The sequence below is a fragment of the Leptospira alstonii serovar Sichuan str. 79601 genome, from assembly GCF_000347175.1.
Classification (GTDB): Bacteria; Spirochaetota; Leptospiria; order Leptospirales; family Leptospiraceae; genus Leptospira; species Leptospira alstonii.
In genome coordinates, this window is sequence record NZ_ANIK01000029.1 from 47,608 (window position 1) to 63,433 (window position 15,826).

Genomic DNA, 15,826 nt, shown 5'->3' on the forward strand with positions numbered 1-15,826 from the left:
AAAGCTATATTCAAAAAATATAATTCTTTGTTCGTAAATTACGGAATTCTTTTCATGAGTTATCCCGAACGCGGAGAATTAGGAAGGAAGTTAGAAATAAAGTTTGGCACCGAACTTGGTTTCTTCCAAGGAAGTAAAATAGTTTTTTTTATATTGAAATTCTAAAGCGATACGTTCCGTTAGCAAATAATTTCCTTGTATGGAAAACTCGGGAAAATACTGCTTATCTCCGAATGAATAAGAACGATAGTCACCTATCAAATGAAACGAAAATCGTTCGGTAATCCTGCATAACGTTCCGGCGGTTGCGACCGATCCCAATCGATACCCTCTCTGAAAAGAATCGGATACGTCTCCCCTCAAATCCAAAAATGCATAAAAAATCAGACTATAACGCGAGAAATAATAAAACGGTTCCGAAGCGACTCCAAATCCAAAGCTGGAAAAACCGAATAAAATACCAGGATCTTCCTTAAAAATTTTTTCCGTCAAAAGAGATTTAACGCCTATATCGAAACGCCAAGATGCCTTATTCAAAAATTGACCGATCGGATTCAGAGAAGTCATCTGAATAAAATGTATCTCTTGAAGTTTCGGCGATTTCATATTCTCATAAACGCGTATATTCGTATTCAAAAAGAATAATTGATTGTATGGAGAATAACCGGGATATGAATCCGTAAAGTCTCTTAGAACCGGTCTAAAAGTGAATTCTCCGAATGCACCATTGGAAGAATTTCCCGCAGATACCATGATTTGAGAGGGATCGTGTCCAAGAAGCGGATTCGATGCCGTCGGGGGAAAATGATAATCATTCAGTTTTAATAAATTTCCCGCATCCCCTCTCAGTGAATTATATTTATAATACCTTTCCTTATCCTTTTCGTCGAGAGTTCCTTTTTCCATAGATTTTCTAATCAGAAGATAATCAATGGCAGCATCATAAAGAATCGCTCTGCGGCTTTCGGATAACTCCTGACTCACATCCGCATCGTCTTTAATAACTTTTCTTAAAAGTTCCCTCTCCGACTCATCAAGAAAGCCGTATTTTTGTCTATATCTCTCTACAATGGAAGGTCTGAACTTTACTTCCAATAATAAGTTCTTTTGAGCCGCCATCAATTTGATCGTATCGGCAGGTTGTACTAAAAAATTTTTTCGATCGGATAATCGAAGTTCCGGGTTGCCTACATCAAGCAGAGTGAGAATTCTAAAAGAGCAATTTTCATCAAAAAAATAATAATCAAAATGATTTTTCTGCATTTCCCATAAATGACGGATGATTCTTTCAATACCTTTTTCATCGATATTCAACTTATATTCCCAAAGACTTCGATTTTCGTATTCGTTATATTCGTATATCTTATATTTATATTTTTGAATCTCAAAAGATCCGGGAAAATTTCCGCTTAAACCGTTGAAAACATAGGAAAAAGGATCTACAATTCTCGGAATTATCGCCGCGTAAGTGACAACTACATCTTCCAATTCCTCCGCTTCCTTGGTGCTGGAATTAAACTTTAGCATAGTATGTCCGAATAAGGAAGCCGGGTGTTCCGGATGAAAGGCGGCAAAAACGACGGAAAGCGAATGTGCTTTCATCTGATTATGGAACTCTTCGAATTTAGGGCAAGAGGGTATTGGAAATAAATTTGGATCTATGGAAAATCGTTCCCGTATCCAATGAAAACGAGCCGGAAATAAACATTCCACTGATAGATCGGTTAAAGCTTCATCTTTAGAGAGAACCCTAAGGCTCGTTTCCAATTCCAAAGACGGATTCGTTTTACCGGACGGAGAGAAAAAAAAGGAATCGCTGTCTGCATAACTTCGATATTTGTTTTCAGAGATTTTCTCATAGTGTAATAAGGTTAACCAGCTTCTTTCTTTATGAATCCCTTCCTTTTGAATACTTTCGATTTTATCCTCTATAAAAAGTTCCCTCGGAGTTTGGTTTTCTGAAAAAAGAGGAATAGTGAATAGATAAACGATTAAAATGCGAGAAAACGATCTGACCAAGGATGCCTTTAAAGGAGGGAATCAGCCGCCCGAAGAACGAGCGGCTAAAAAAACTATTTAACGCCAGTTGCCTGACAAGCTTCAGTTCCGGAAATTCTTGAAGTGGAAAACATACCGCCGGTCGCAGCTCCTCTAGCGTCAACAACCTGAGTTGCACCCTCTTTGTTCAAATCGTTCAAACAAGCCGTTACAGGCGCTCCCCAAGCGGTAAAAATTACCGGGTTTATCTGAGTTGCCGTAATCACGTCTTTGCCGCCGACTTTGGTTTTGTCGATACTGTAGCAATTGGCAATTAAACCAACAACGAAGGTTAAAAATAGAATTTTTTTCATTGAGAGATTCTCCTTGATTTTAGATAAGATCCTTTTCTACAGAGCCTTAGCAATCATAAAATTTTATACTACTTATCCCTTTATAATAAGGTGCCCAATATTTTGCGTTGAAACAGTGTTTTACGATAAAAATTAACGGTACTCAATTTTATAGAGATCAGTAAGAGGCGTTTCAAAGTTTAGCGAATGAAATGTATCGTATCATTCTTCGATAGTGGAAACCTATAAAAATTTTCGTTTCGATATTTGGATAGGCACAAAAAGTTCTTTTCAATCATTCTATAATTGAGTTATTGAAAAATTCCATAGTAGAGTTTTATAAAACTACTTTAATCGTCCATTTCAATGTAACAAAAACAGATGGGGAATTTCATTTTTCAACAACTCTAATATGCAAATTTCATTATTTTCCTTAAAAAAGGATCGAACGTTCGGACAAAATTTCTATATTGAGTTTCCACGGGTCGTTCGATAATGCTCCGCTACTCGTTGCGCTGAAACGCTCTCTGAACTCAATCTCACTCCCTGAATGCCGCCCCATAGGAAGGCATTCACCTGAGTTTCCACGGGTCGTTCGAGGTTTAACTCAATCTCACTCCCTACGGGTCGTTCGAGGTTTAACTCAATCTCACTCCCTACGGGTCGTTCGATAGGTCGCAATTAATTTCACTACTACGTCGTGAGCCACTCGCGACGCTCTGCTGCTCGTTGGCTGAATTGCTTCCTATGGGGCGCAATTCAGGGCTCCGGGCTTAGAACACGAAAGAATAGCCCGGCGAGGGGGTGAGCGGAGACCTTGGCTCCGCTCAGGGGGACTCTTCCCCCGCCTTCTCTTGGCGCACCTCTCCCTGATTCCTATTCACTGACCCCTAGTAGGTGGGAACTACAACAAGACGATCCTCCAAAAAAGAGTTTTCGGTTGAATTTCCCCTCTCAGGATAGTGAAACAGGGGACATAGTCTGCCCCGCTCGGAGACTTTCATGTCAGCCCAAAAACCAATCGTTTCCCTTCTGGATCACAGCAAGGATCCGTTCAACCTATCCATTGCCACGGCAAGAACCTGTTATTCGTCCAAAGGAATCCTTCTCCCTTCCGACATGACCGCGTCGGAAAAATCGATCGAGATACGGGATCGAGTCGCGAAGTCCACAAAAAAAGCGGGGCATCTTACCACTCGTCAACATCCCCAGTTTATCTTCACGCTCGACAAGGTCTCCCGACAATTCGTGTGGTCATTCTTACATTCTCATCCTTTTTATAACTCGGAACAAGTTTCTCAAAGATATGTGGAAGTCAAAAAGGAGAACTACTACGTTCCACCCGAGTTAAACGGAAAACTTCTAGAACTCTATCTGGACGCAGTGGACTTTGCGAGTCGGGCTTATTTTTCCTATACGGAAATTTTACATCCTTTCATTCAGGAAGAATACTTTCGGATCTATAAGGCTCGCGCCAATTATCCGGACAAATGGCAGATTCCGATCAAAAAAAAATGTCTGGAAGTGGCGCGTTATCTGCTACCGCTTGGAACCTATACGTATCTCTATCATTCCATCAACGGGCTCACCCTACATCGTTACTTCAGGATGATGAATTCCTACGACGTTCCGGAAGAACAAAGAGCCGTGGTCACGGAAATGGTCGACCAAGTTCGAACGATCGATCCTTTGTATGCGGGCGAGATGGACGATCCGATTCCTCTCGAAGAAACGACCGAGTATCGTTACTTCGATTCCGTATTCGGTTCCGGCAAACGGGAATTTCATCCGGAAGTCTCGGCGAACTTCGTAAAGGAATTCGATCACGAACTGGGAGGAAGATATTCCAAACTCGTTTCTCATTCCTCCAACGGTCCCGAGATTTTGGCGCAGTCCGTCCGCTCCATATTAGGAATTCCTAAATCTTTTCTAAACGATCAGGACGCGATCGATCTGGTTTTGAATCCCGCAAAAAACGGACATCTTACCTCCACTCTGAACGAAAGTTCCATGAGCCCGATCACGAGAGCTCTTTTTAATGTTCAGTATTCTTTCCAAAAAAGAATTTCTCACACAGCGGACAGTCAGGACCAAAGACATAGGATGGTTCCGGGCGGAAGGCCGGTTCTCATGTCCCAGTATGCGGGTGTTCCCGATTACATTACTCCTCTCGTGGTCCAAAAGTATCCGGAACTCAAGGAAAAATACGACGCGACTCACAAACAGATTTTCGAAAAATTAAATCGATTCTTGGAAGCCGGAGGTTCTCCGGAACACGGAACCTATCTTTTACCGAACAGTTTTCCGATTCGTTTTTACGAAAGCGGGGATCTTCTCAACCTTCATCACAAATGGAGATCCAGAACCTGCTACAACGCTCAGGAAGAAATCTTCCAAGCCTCCGTGGAGGAACTCACGGACGTGATGAAGGTTCATCCGCAGATTGCAAAGTGGATCAAGGCGCCTTGTTGGATCCGTCTTCAAGGAGAAGTCAAACCCTACTGTCCGGAAGGAGATCATTACTGCGGAACGCAGGTCTGGAAACGGGAACTTTCGGATTATTCGAGAGTGATTTAAAATTCTCATCGTAAGACCGACCTTCGTTTTTATCGAAATGAATTTATTTTTTTTCGGCCTTAAGAGTTTTTAAGCGAAATCTAAAATTCTTTCCCAAAACGGTGGAAGGGTTAGAATGGTCCAAGAAGTATGAAACTCACAGTGAACCCAAACAGAACCGACGAGCTCGTCCGTTACAGAAGACAAATCCACAAACATCCAGAACTTAAGTACGAGGAAAATCGGACGGCGGACTTCGTGATCGATCACTTAAAATCCTTAGGTCTCGTCTTTCAGGAAAAAATCGCAAAAACCGGGGTTGTGTCCTTGATCGATTCCGGTAAACCCGGAAAAACGCTTCTCGTTCGCGCCGACATGGACGCCCTCCCCATCTTCGAAGAATCCCATAAGGAATACAAATCCGTTCACGACGGCGTTATGCACGCTTGCGGTCACGACGCTCATACTTCCATTCTCATGGGGCTCGCGACCGAAATCAAAGAGGACATCAGATCCATTCTCCCCAAGGGAAAGGTTTTGCTCGTGTTTCAACCCGCGGAGGAAGGCGGTCAGGGCGCGGACAAAATGATCGAAGAAGGTATATTAGAAAAGTATAATGTAGATGCGGCACTCGCGCTTCACGTTTGGAATCATATTCCTGTGGGAAAAATCGGAGTTGTGGACGGACCTATGATGGCCGCCGTCGACGAATTTACGATTTCGATCACCGGAATCAGCGGTCACGGAGCCATGCCTCAACATACCGTCGACCCGATCGTTGTGGGAGCGCAGATCGTAAACGCGTTACAAACCGTCGTTTCCAGAAATACGGACCCGCTTGATTCCTGTGTCGTAACCGTGGGAAGTTTTCACTCGGGAAACGCGTTTAACGTGATTCCAGAAACTGCGGAGCTAAAAGGAACGGTAAGAACCTATTCCAAAAAGATGTTCGAAGAAGTTCCCGGAAAACTGGAAAGGGTCGTAAACGGAATCGCTTCCGCCTTCGGAGCGAAAGTTTCCATCGGTTACGAAAGAACCAATCAACCCACGATCAACGATCCCTTTATGGCAAACATCGTGCGTAAGGCTTCGCTTAACATTCTCGGTCCGGGCAGCGTTACGGAAGAAAACACAAAGTCCATGGGCGGAGAGGATTTCTCAGCGTTTCTCATGAAGGTTCCCGGTTGTTATTTTTTTGTGGGTTCTATGAACGAAGAAAAAGGATTCGTTCATCCGCATCACAGTTCCAAATTCGATATAGACGAGGATTCTCTTTCGATCGGCCTTTGCGTGCTCAAGGAATCAATCCGGATCTATTTGCAAGAAAACTGATATTTCGTTTCTACCACGGATGACGAAAGTCATAAATAACGTATATCCGTTTCGCTCCTCTTGGGATGATACGTGATTTTTAAAAGCGAAAAATCGTCCAGGAGCGCTCCGAACTTTAGAATTCGATCATATACTTCCCGAAGATCCGCGCATCCCTCCTCCACTCTTTTTAAGAATTGATTCTGATCCTCGTTGATGATTCGATTCTCTTCGTTTCCGATCAAAAGGTCATCCCTTCCGTCCGAACCGATCACGATCGTGTCTCCCGGAAACATCTGAAAATTTTTGATAACCAGATGTTCTTCGTTTTCCGGAATCCCGATCTTTCTGAGAGTCAATTCATCCTCGATATAGGAAGCGACCCCGTCTCGATACAGAACCGTCCAAGGATGTTCGGCGTTGATATAATAGAGAAGTCCGGTGGACTCCTCCACCAAACCCAAAACGATGGAGATATACATGGAACCGTCGAAGGATTCGAAAATTTTCTGAAGTTCTAAAAATGCCTCTTCCAACCACCTTTCGGGCCGTTTATTTTGTTGGGATGGGATTGCGGATCGGGTAAGAATCGTATTGAACACGGTCCCCAACACAAGCGCGCCGCCCGCGCCCTGGATCGATTTTCCCATGGCGTCCCCGTTCACAAAAACGACGTATTTTTTTTCGAAAAGTTCCACGTTACCCGAAATCAGAATATCTCCTCCGATTTCGTATGTTTTGTTCTTAAACTCGAAGGACTTTTTTTGTTTCGTATAAAATTCGGTTTTGATCACATCGCTCGTATTTTTATTCGAGGAAAGAGGATTGATCAAAAGTGAAGTTAAAAAGTAATCCGCGTCCTGTTGAATTTTCAATCGATTGACCTGTTCCAAAGAAAGTTTTAATTCCTCGGTTCTCTGTTCGACTTTTTTTTCCAGATCTTCGTTGAGTTCCTCCACCTCCTCGTTCAATCGAACGAACTTATTGGCAAGAATCGTCGCGATGCTCAAAACAAAAAAGAGAAACGAATAACCCACGATTCTCGGAAAAACGATCACGTTTCTCGCGCCGAGAGTGTCCAAAAGCGCAGCCGATACGGTGATCAAAACCCCGATTAGGATCAAAAGAGCGTCCCTATCCTTTGCGATCACACGACGGATCAAATAATCCAACACGATCCCGAGATAGGGAATCCAACCGTATTGAACCAGATTCTTATTTATAAAATTATAATACGTTACTTCGTTTGAAACGATATAAAAAAGCGTAAAACAGACGTATAAACCGTCCAAAACGTTCAGAACGGGTTTTCTCGGATATTTGAAATAGATACGGATAAAATTTGCGAAAATCGGAACCAGAACTGCAAGAATGATATATTCCAATTTTTTCATGTAGATGAACTCGATTCCGAGCTCGTATTTGACCTGGTTTCTTAAAAACTGATACACGACGAGTAAAATCGTAAAAACGCCGTAGTATAAATTTTCGCGGTCCGTTCGACGGCGCAAATAAAGAAGTAGAAAATACGCTCCCACCGTCGTATAAATCATCAATAATAAAATCTTAATATACTCGGTACTCAGCAGTTCCTTTTGTATGAGGATGGAGTCGCCGATCGCGGTTTTGTCCTGTTCGATTCCGATCTCTTTTTGAAAGTATTTTTTCACCTCGATTACGAGGATATTCGCCTCGCCTCTGCGGATCAGACCGTTCGGAATCGGATAAATTCGAATTTTATCATATGCCTGCGGCAGAGTGGAATTCATATCGCCCGTTTCGCCGATCAGAGTTCCGTTCAGATAAGTCCTGTCCTTATCCGTCAAAGTTCCCAAACGAACCGCAAGCCCCACGCTTTTCCAGTTCTCGGGCGCGATAAATTTTTTAACGATAATTGCGGTTTGAACGGACTCGTCCGAAAGTTTATAAACTCCGGGAACGTTGTAAGGTTCGAACGGAATATTCAAATTCTTTTGACCTTTCAAATAAGCGTCCGAAAAGGAAACGGGATCGATTTTTTGCGGAGCGATTTCCCAGCTATGTTCCTCGGTGGAATCCAAACTTACGATTTCGTCTAACGAGGAAATTTTCTGGATCGATTCGGAGGAGAGAGCGGACAAAATCAAAAAGTAAAACAGAAACGCCGGAAAAATCGAAATCCGATTTGCGACATTACAAAAAAACGATTTGTAAAAATTACGAAACATTGTTGTAGCAAAGACGGAAAGAGAAACGAAAACGTTCGGAATCCGATTCAGATTTTTTTCAAATCCCCAAAAACGAGATCTGCGGTCTTTTGGAAAACCGATCCTTTTTGTGATCCATAATGTGAAATAAAAAAACAATTTCTCAGACCCTAAGAAACAATAAAACTCTCGTTTCTTCCGGTTTCGACAAGAGTTTTTTAGAAAACTTATTTGTACTTTAATAAAAAAGAAACCTTTCCCGAAACGTATTGAACGCGAGTAACGAAACTCAATTTTTTCTGGATTCGATCTCGTCGATTTCTTTCGGAATCATGGAAGTCAGATTCACCGGAGTTTGGCCTTGAACTAAAACGTCGTCTTCGATCCGAATTCCGATCCCTCTGAATTTTTCGGGAATCTCCGGATCGGTAGGATCGAAATAAAGACCGGGTTCGATCGTGATCACTTGACCGTCTTCCAACGCCCAAGAAACTCCGTTCCGATAATACGATCCCACATCGTGTACGTCCATTCCCAAATAATGACTGGTTCTGTGCATATAATATTTTTTGAATGTTCCTTGTTCCAAGATGGAATCCAACGAACCGTCCAAAAATCCCAAATCTTTCAAACCTTCAACGAGCGTTTTAACGGCGCGGTTATGGATGGTGACGAACTCCACACCTTCCTTTACGTTGGACACCGCCTCTTTTTGCGCTTTTAAAACGATCTCATACGCCGCCTTTTGTTCGGAAGAGAATTTTTTGCCCGCCGGAAAGTTTCGAGTTACGTCCGCGGTATAATATCCTTTCTCCGCTCCGCTGTCGACTAACACAAGTTCGCCGTCGTTCAACTGACAGTTGTTAGACGTATAGTGAAGGATCGTGGCGTTTTTTCCGCCCGCGACGATATGTCCGTAACCCCCGCCCCAGGCTCCGTGTTTTAAGTATTCCGATTCCAAAATCGCCTCCAGTTCGTACTCGTACATTCCGGGTTTGGATTCACGCATCAGTCTTTCATGCCCCAAGGCGGTGATTCTTGCGGATTCCCGAAGCGCTTCGATTTCCAAAGGAGATTTAAACATACGCATCCAGTGTAAAAACTCAGGCGATTCGATTCTTTTCGGACCGAATTTTCCCTCTCTGGATCTTTGATTGAGAGAATGGATCGCTTCGATCAACTTGGAATCCCGAGACGAATTTTTTCCGAAAAAGTGAAACAACGTGTATTGATTGACTAGGATCTCATCCAGCTTGGATTCCCATTCGGTCGTATCGAAGGATTCGTCCAAATTCAAAAGTTCCTTCGCCTTTTCCTTTCCGATTCGGATTCCGGTCCATATCTCCTTTTCCTTATCCTTCGGAAGCACAAAAATTGATTTATAAGAGTTTTTTAATATTAGAATTCCGTCGGATTCTTCGATGCCGGTGAGATAGTAGTAGTCGGAATCCTGACGAAACTTATATTCCACGTCCCGATTTCGGATGGAATGAGAAGCCGCAAAAAGGATCAAAACTTCTCCTTCTTTCAATCTTTTTTGAACCGTTTCGATCCTTTCTCTGTAGGGGGTCATTTTACGTTTCCTTTTTCTAGTTGGACTGACGTCTCGAACATTTTGTCCGTATCCTGTTCCTTCATACAACGAAAATGTCCTTCCGGACAAATCCTTCCTCCGTGAATCCCGCAGGGACGACAATAGAGTCCTTCAATTTCGGAGATAAAAAAAGAATCGGAGAGAGGAGTATAACCGAAATCCGGAACGGTCGCGCCAAAGACGGCTAACGTTGGAACGTTAAACGCCGAGGCAAAATGGATCGGAGAGGAATCGTTGCTGACCATCAAAGCCGCGTTGGAAACCAAAAAGGAAAGTTCGGGTAGGTCGGTTTTTCCCGCGAGATTAATTCCGTAACCGGCCCCTACTTCTTCACAGAGGTCGACATCCGTCTTGGAGCCGATAAGAACCACTTTTTTTCCGGATTCTTTGGCGAGGCGTTCCCCTAAAGTCCTAAACTTGGAAGCGGGCATCCGTTTGGTTTCCCAGACGGAACTAGGCGCGAGTAGGACGTAATTCCCGGACTCGAGGCCGTTCTCCTTCATCAAGACCCGGACTCGAAACACGGATTCCTCCCGCCAGAAAAGCTCGGGGCGCTTTTGAATATTAGAATATTCTTCTTTACTGTATAACAAGGAAAATAACTTTTCCACCTCGTGTATTCCCCGAAGAGGCCTGGAAATTTTTTTCGTGAGTAAAAAGGAAAAACCGGCGGACTCGAAACCGACTCTCGTCTTGGCGCCGCTTGCAAATCCGATCAAAGTGGATCGATACGAAAAATGCGGGAGCAGACAAAGCGTATAACGTTCTTTTCTGAGACTCCACAAAAAGGAAAAGAACTTCCAAAGAGATTTTTTGAATTCTTTCTTATCCAAAGGAATCAAGCGATCGATATGAGGATTGGCCTCCAACACTCTTTCCGTTCCCTTATTGACGATGACCGTAAGGTGCGAGTTCGGATATTTCCTTTTGACTTCCCGAAAAAAGGACGTCGTTAAAATCAGATCTCCTAAAAATGCGGTCTGAATCAGAAGTATTTTTTCATTCACTGTCAAATTCCATTCTAAACTTTGGAAAGAATCGTAGCAAAATTGTTCACTCCCAATCCGCCGATGGAAAGAGCCAAACCGTTTTGAAAACGTTCCTCTTTATACATCCAGGTTTGCAATTCCGCGATTTGAGCCAACCCCGAAACCCCGACCGGATGTCCCCTCGTTTTCAAACCGCCCGAAGAGTTGATCGGAAGTTGTCCTTCGGGATGAGTTCTTCCCTCTTTCACATAACGTAGGGCCTGACCTTTCGGAAAAAGTCCCGCGTCTTCGGCGCCGATCAATTCAAAAGGAGTAAACGCGTCGTGCAATTCCGCGATATGAATTTGCTCCGGTTTTAACTCCGCTTCCTTGTAAGCTCCCACAAACGCGGCCACACTGGAAGGAAAACTTAAAAGCCCCGGAGGAGAAGAAAGATTTCCGATCCCGTGTCCGATTCCGCCGACTTTCAGCGGTTTGGAGGATTTCGTTTTTTCGGAACTTAATAGAACCGCACAACTACCGTCGGAAAGCGGAGAAATATCGTAAAGACAAAGAGGACTCGTAAAAAGAGGAGATTTAAAATATTCTTCTTCCGTAATATTCTTTTTAATATGAGCCTTTTCGTTTTTTAGTCCGTTGTCGTGCAACTTTTTGGAAAGCGCGTATAGATCCCTGCGATCGTATCCGTACTCGTGCAGATAACGTGTCGCGATCATTCCACCGCCTTGAGCCATAGACATCGCAAAACCTTTTTGGCGTTCCGACAAAACGCTTCCTAAAAGGAGATTGTTCTGTTCCCTTTCCAAGCGACTCATCACTTCGGTGGCGATTACGATTCCTCTTTGAAACGCTCCCGATCGTAAAAGATACGTCGCCGTATGAAGCGCGCTGGCGCCGGATGAGGAAGCCGTTTCGGTTCGAATGGTAAATAAGTTTTTTAAGCCGAGACTTTCCTTGATTCTTGCGGGAAGAAAAATTTCTCCCGTGTATCTTTCGGGAGCCATCGCCGCAAAAATAAGAAATTGAGGTTCAAACTCAGAATTTCTTTCCAAAAGTCGGATCGCAGTTTGATAAGAAAGAGAATAATAATCAAGTTCGGTCTTACCGAAACGACTGAGTTCCGAATCGAGTATAAAAACGGATGAAGACATTGGAGTCTATGTTTTTGAAAATTGTGAGATTGAAAATCAAAAAAAATTAAATAACGCGAGTAAGACGACTTTTCATCCGAGTTTCCAAACTATCCTTGCAAAATTAAGAATGATTTTTATACTGAATGGATAACAAAAGGGGAATACAATGAAAGGTAATAAGGAAGTGCTTGAGATTCTAGGCGAAGTGCTCGCCGCTGAACTCACGGCAATCAATCAATATTTTATTCACGCAAAGATGAACAAGAACTGGGGTTTTAAAAAACTCGCAGACTTCATGAAACACGAATCCATCGACGAGATGAAACACGCGGATGAAATCATCGATCGTATTCTTTATTTGGACGGAGTTCCCGATCTTCAAAAATATATGAAGATCAACGTTGGAAAAAACATCGAAGAGATTTTAAAAGTGGACCTCGATCTGGAATACTCGGCTGTCGAAAGATTCAATCGTGGAATCGCAATTGCGGTTAAGAACAACGATAACGGAACGAGAGAGTTGTTCGAAAAGATTCTCCTCTCCGAAGAAGAACATATCGATTGGATCGAATCCCAACAGGAAATCATTCGTCAGATCGGCGTTGAAAACTACCTCGCACAACAACTCGAGTGACAAATTTTAAGAAACCCGTTCCTAAAAAATCCCTCCGGTTGAAAACAAAAAGACCCGATGGAAAATTTCATTCCGACGACCGTACTCAAAAACAAAACTCTACGCCCAAAACGGAATGGGATTTTTCAAAACCGGATTCGTTCGAATACCACGCGTCCTGTCCGGACGGACTTTCGGGACTATTACGAGATGAAATTTTGGAAGCCGGTTTGAAAATCGTCGCTGAAAACAGAGGCGGAGTTTTTTTCCAAGGCCCGGCCAAATCCTTGAAGGAATTCATTCTTTCCACGGGAATCGCTTCCGGAATCAGCGTTTCCTTAAGATACTGGAGAGTGGAAAGTCCCGAAGATCTTTACGATCAGGCCCTTCAATTTCCGTTCGAGAAAATCATAGGTTCCGAACATTCCTTTCGAATCGACTCGACCACCAAGGATTCTTTGAAGGACTCGCGTTATGCGACATACAAACTCAAGGACGCGATGTTCGATCGTTTTCGGTCCAAGGGTAAGGAACCTCCTAAGGTTTCCCGGGACGAACCCGATTTTTTATTCTATCTTCGTTCCCATTCCGATCACGCAAAACTTTCTCTCGGACTGAATACGAGACCTCTCCAACAAAGAGGACACGGAAGAATCGGAGGAGAAGCTCCCATGCGGGAAATTCTGGCTTCGGCGTTGGTTCGTTATTCGGGATGGAACACCAAATCACAGTTATACGATCCGTTCTGCGGTTCCGGTACGATCGTGATAGAGGCGGCCCTCAAACTTTTATACGGCGGTTATACCAATTACAGAAGTCTGGATTCTTCACTTCCGTTTAAAAAACTTTTCGGAGAACCGGGCCTTAAGGAAAACGTTAGGAGTCATTCCGAAGTGAAAATTTTTGCGTCCGATCGGGATGAAAAGGCCCTGGACCTTGCAAGACTGAACGCGAAGAACGCGGGTGTGGATCATCTCATCGTCTTTTTCGAATCCGATACGACTACTTCCGAAAACGAAAAAAAAATTTCCGGAGGTTTTATCGTTACCAATCCTCCTTACGGAGTTAGGTTGGGAACCAAGGAAGAAGCCAAGGAAATTTATATCGCCTGGGGAAAAAAGTTGAAGGATCATTTTGCGGGAAACATTCTCGCGCTCGTATGCGGAGACACTTCTCTTTTAGGCTTTCTCAAATTGAAAAAAGACAAGGAACAGTCTCTGACGATCGGCAAGCTGAAAGGAAAATTAGTTGCCTACACATTGGGCAAATAATCCAATCAAATCGGAATGAATCATCAGGAAATTCTTCTTAAACTTTTAGAAGTCACAGAGAACACCAAGGATTCGTTTCAATTTTTAAAACTTTTTCGTTCGATCGAACCGGAAAAGTTCGCGGTGATTTACGCGGATTCCGGAACACTTACGGAATCCGCCGAAGCGCTTCTCTACAATCTCAAACTACTTCACAAGTTGGATCTGTATCCGGTTGTCGTTTTAGACAAGGACGGAATTTCCTATACCAATCTATTTTATAGAAACCATAACAAGGAGGATTCCTCTTCGATTCTGCCCGGAAAATTATTCAGACATCCTAGGGACTTGGCGGGCGCGGTGAATTCGGCTCTTTCCGAAAAAAAACTTCCGGTCTTCATCGCGGAAGAAAAGGGTCCGGCCTTATTCGCATTCTTAACCGAACTCTGCTCCACTCTACGTACGAAAAAATTGATTCATCTTTATTCGAGAGGCGGAATTTATTGCGAAGGGAATAAGATCTCGATCCTTGATATCGATTCTTCGATTTTGCCCGATCCGGAGGACGCCTCCATCTTATCTTCCTGTTTAGAACTTTATAAAAATGTAATGGATAAGGAATTCGGAATTGCGATCACATCCGCCTCTTCCTTACTCAAGGAATTATTCACGATCAAAGGAAGCGGGACTCTTATTCGAAAAAAAAATCGGATCGACTTTATCGAAGATCCCCATTCGATTTCGAAAGAGAAGATGCATCATCTGATCGAAAAAGCGTTTCAGAGATCTCTCAAAGAAGATTTCTGGAATCAGGAATTTGCCGGCGTTCTTTTAGAATCCGAATTCAAGGGTTGTGCTTTGATTAAGAACACTCCTTTCGGAACCTTTCTTTCGAAGTTTGCGGTAGACGAAATCGCAAGAGGAGAAGGTGTTGGAAGAGATATCTGGGACGAAATGATCCGCAAGTTTCCCGTTTTATTTTGGAGAGCCAGAAAGGAAAACACGATCTCTAAATGGTACATGAAAGTCTGCGACGGAATGCAAAAAGAAGGAATCTGGATTTACTTTTGGATCGGAGTCAAGGGGGAACATATTCCGAGCATCTGCTTTTTTTTAAAAAACCTCCCTCAAGATCTATCGAGCGCCCCTTAGGAAGCGAGATAGCCAAATGCAAGCGGAGCGTTTAAGCATTTGGTTCTTTGCGAAGCAAAGATGAGCGCCCCTTAGGAAGCGAGATAGCCAAATGCAAGCAGAGCGTTTAAGCATTTGGTTCTTTGCGAAGCAAAGATGAGTGCCTGCAACGCGACCCGTAGGGAGCGTTGCAGCCAACGAGCAGCAGAGCGTTGCGAGTGGTTCACAACGTAGTTGTGAAATCAACGCGACCCATAGGGAGCGTTGCATGAGTTTTTTTGAACGCGACCCGTAGGGAGCGAACAATAACATTATAATTTTATCATCAACGCATTGTTATGGATTATCATCGGACGTTCCCCTATAAACAACGAAAATCCAATCAACTCTTATAATTTAGATTATCCTGATATTATTATAAACATCCGCAAAGACATCAATCAATTGAAATCAAGATATCCTCAATTGGCCGATTTCACTATATCGAATATTGATCTTAAGTCTTTAAAAATTTCCTATGAATATAAATGCCACAGACCAAATCACAACGGCGGCTGGACCGGTGGCGTTCCAAATCCGGATAGGAACGGCATGTGGTTGTACATTAGTTTTTGGGATGAGAAATCGATCTATGATATTTTAAGAAAAAATGGATTGAAAATAAACGACGAATTACAATTCAATGAAATGTAAAATCCAACGATGCTTTCTCCGAATTCTTATTAGAATTGAT

12 protein-coding genes are annotated in these 15,826 nt (G+C 43.1%); 6 read left to right on the forward strand and 6 right to left on the reverse strand.

From position 1 onward, the window contains the following. Positions 1 to 90 precede the first annotated feature (90 nt). Together LEP1GSC194_RS07280 and LEP1GSC194_RS07285 are read right to left on the reverse strand one after the other, a co-directional pair. Entirely contained in the window at positions 91 to 2,019 is a 1,929-nt protein-coding gene (locus LEP1GSC194_RS07280; RefSeq protein ID WP_020772976.1) for an Lnb N-terminal periplasmic domain-containing protein, read from the reverse strand. Positions 2,020 to 2,072: 53 nt separating this feature from the next. Then, positions 2,073 to 2,351, reverse strand: a complete 279-nt coding sequence (locus tag LEP1GSC194_RS07285) for a hypothetical protein (RefSeq protein ID WP_017807862.1) — start codon at positions 2,349 to 2,351, stop codon at positions 2,073 to 2,075. A 981-nt stretch (positions 2,352 to 3,332) separates the two neighbouring features. Between LEP1GSC194_RS07285 and LEP1GSC194_RS07290 the strand changes: the two genes are divergently transcribed. After that, a complete protein-coding gene (locus LEP1GSC194_RS07290; protein ID WP_020772961.1) occupies positions 3,333 to 4,907 on the forward strand; it encodes an FAD-dependent thymidylate synthase in 1,575 nt (524 codons plus the stop codon). Between the two features lie 129 nt (positions 4,908 to 5,036). Further along, positions 5,037 to 6,218 carry an amidohydrolase gene (locus LEP1GSC194_RS07295; RefSeq protein ID WP_036041686.1) on the forward strand — a complete coding sequence of 394 codons (1,182 nt, stop codon included), beginning with the start codon at positions 5,037 to 5,039 and terminating at the stop codon, positions 6,216 to 6,218. 29 nt (positions 6,219 to 6,247) lie between these two features. Here the strand turns inward: LEP1GSC194_RS07295 and LEP1GSC194_RS07300 are convergent, their stop codons facing one another. From LEP1GSC194_RS07300 to LEP1GSC194_RS07315, 4 genes are all read right to left on the reverse strand, one after another. Beyond that, entirely contained in the window at positions 6,248 to 8,404 is a 2,157-nt protein-coding gene (locus LEP1GSC194_RS07300) for a SpoIIE family protein phosphatase (protein ID WP_081605050.1), read from the reverse strand. 268 nt (positions 8,405 to 8,672) lie between these two features. After that, the gene (locus LEP1GSC194_RS07305; protein ID WP_020773000.1) at positions 8,673 to 9,956 is read right to left on the reverse strand and encodes an aminopeptidase P family protein; all 1,284 of its coding nucleotides are present in this window, start codon (positions 9,954 to 9,956) and stop codon (positions 8,673 to 8,675) included. Continuing rightward, positions 9,953 to 10,984 (reverse strand): glycosyltransferase family 9 protein, encoded by a 1,032-nt coding sequence (locus LEP1GSC194_RS07310; RefSeq protein WP_020773015.1) that lies wholly within the window; start codon positions 10,982 to 10,984, stop codon positions 9,953 to 9,955. The genes LEP1GSC194_RS07305 and LEP1GSC194_RS07310 overlap by 4 nt, the downstream gene beginning before the upstream one ends. A 14-nt stretch (positions 10,985 to 10,998) precedes the next feature. Beyond that, entirely contained in the window at positions 10,999 to 12,117 is a 1,119-nt protein-coding gene (locus LEP1GSC194_RS07315; RefSeq protein ID WP_017809703.1) for a thiolase family protein, read from the reverse strand. A 148-nt stretch (positions 12,118 to 12,265) separates the two neighbouring features. Here LEP1GSC194_RS07315 and bfr point away from each other — a divergent pair, with 148 nt between their 5' ends. From bfr to LEP1GSC194_RS07335, 4 genes are all read left to right on the forward strand, one after another. Continuing rightward, positions 12,266 to 12,733: a bacterioferritin gene (gene bfr, locus LEP1GSC194_RS07320; RefSeq protein WP_017809704.1), complete on the forward strand. Its 468-nt coding sequence runs from the start codon at positions 12,266 to 12,268 to the stop codon at positions 12,731 to 12,733. Next, entirely contained in the window at positions 12,730 to 13,983 is a 1,254-nt protein-coding gene (locus tag LEP1GSC194_RS07325; protein ID WP_017809705.1) for a THUMP domain-containing class I SAM-dependent RNA methyltransferase, read from the forward strand. Before bfr ends, LEP1GSC194_RS07325 begins: the two co-directional genes overlap by 4 nt. Positions 13,984 to 13,998: 15 nt before the next feature. After that, positions 13,999 to 15,114: an acetylglutamate kinase gene (locus LEP1GSC194_RS07330; protein ID WP_020772984.1), complete on the forward strand. Its 1,116-nt coding sequence runs from the start codon at positions 13,999 to 14,001 to the stop codon at positions 15,112 to 15,114. 312 nt (positions 15,115 to 15,426) lie between these two features. After that, positions 15,427 to 15,786 (forward strand): hypothetical protein, encoded by a 360-nt coding sequence (locus LEP1GSC194_RS07335; protein ID WP_020772996.1) that lies wholly within the window; start codon positions 15,427 to 15,429, stop codon positions 15,784 to 15,786. Positions 15,787 to 15,826: the final 40 nt, after the last annotated feature.

Bases quoted from the DNA above. Each gene is read 5' to 3' on its own strand.
- LEP1GSC194_RS07290 (WP_020772961.1), top strand. From the start codon at position 3,333: ATGTCAGCCCAAAAACCAATCGTTTCCCTTCTGGATCACAGCAAGGAT.
- LEP1GSC194_RS07295 (WP_036041686.1), top strand. From the start codon at position 5,037: ATGAAACTCACAGTGAACCCAAACAGAACCGACGAGCTCGTCCGTTAC.
- LEP1GSC194_RS07285 (WP_017807862.1), bottom strand. From the start codon at position 2,351: ATGAAAAAAATTCTATTTTTAACCTTCGTTGTTGGTTTAATTGCCAAT.
- LEP1GSC194_RS07300 (WP_081605050.1), bottom strand. From the start codon at position 8,404: ATGTTTCGTAATTTTTACAAATCGTTTTTTTGTAATGTCGCAAATCGG.
- LEP1GSC194_RS07315 (WP_017809703.1), bottom strand. From the start codon at position 12,117: ATGTCTTCATCCGTTTTTATACTCGATTCGGAACTCAGTCGTTTCGGT.
- LEP1GSC194_RS07330 (WP_020772984.1), top strand. From the start codon at position 13,999: ATGAATCATCAGGAAATTCTTCTTAAACTTTTAGAAGTCACAGAGAAC.
- LEP1GSC194_RS07305 (WP_020773000.1), bottom strand. From the start codon at position 9,956: ATGACCCCCTACAGAGAAAGGATCGAAACGGTTCAAAAAAGATTGAAA.
- bfr (WP_017809704.1), top strand. From the start codon at position 12,266: ATGAAAGGTAATAAGGAAGTGCTTGAGATTCTAGGCGAAGTGCTCGCC.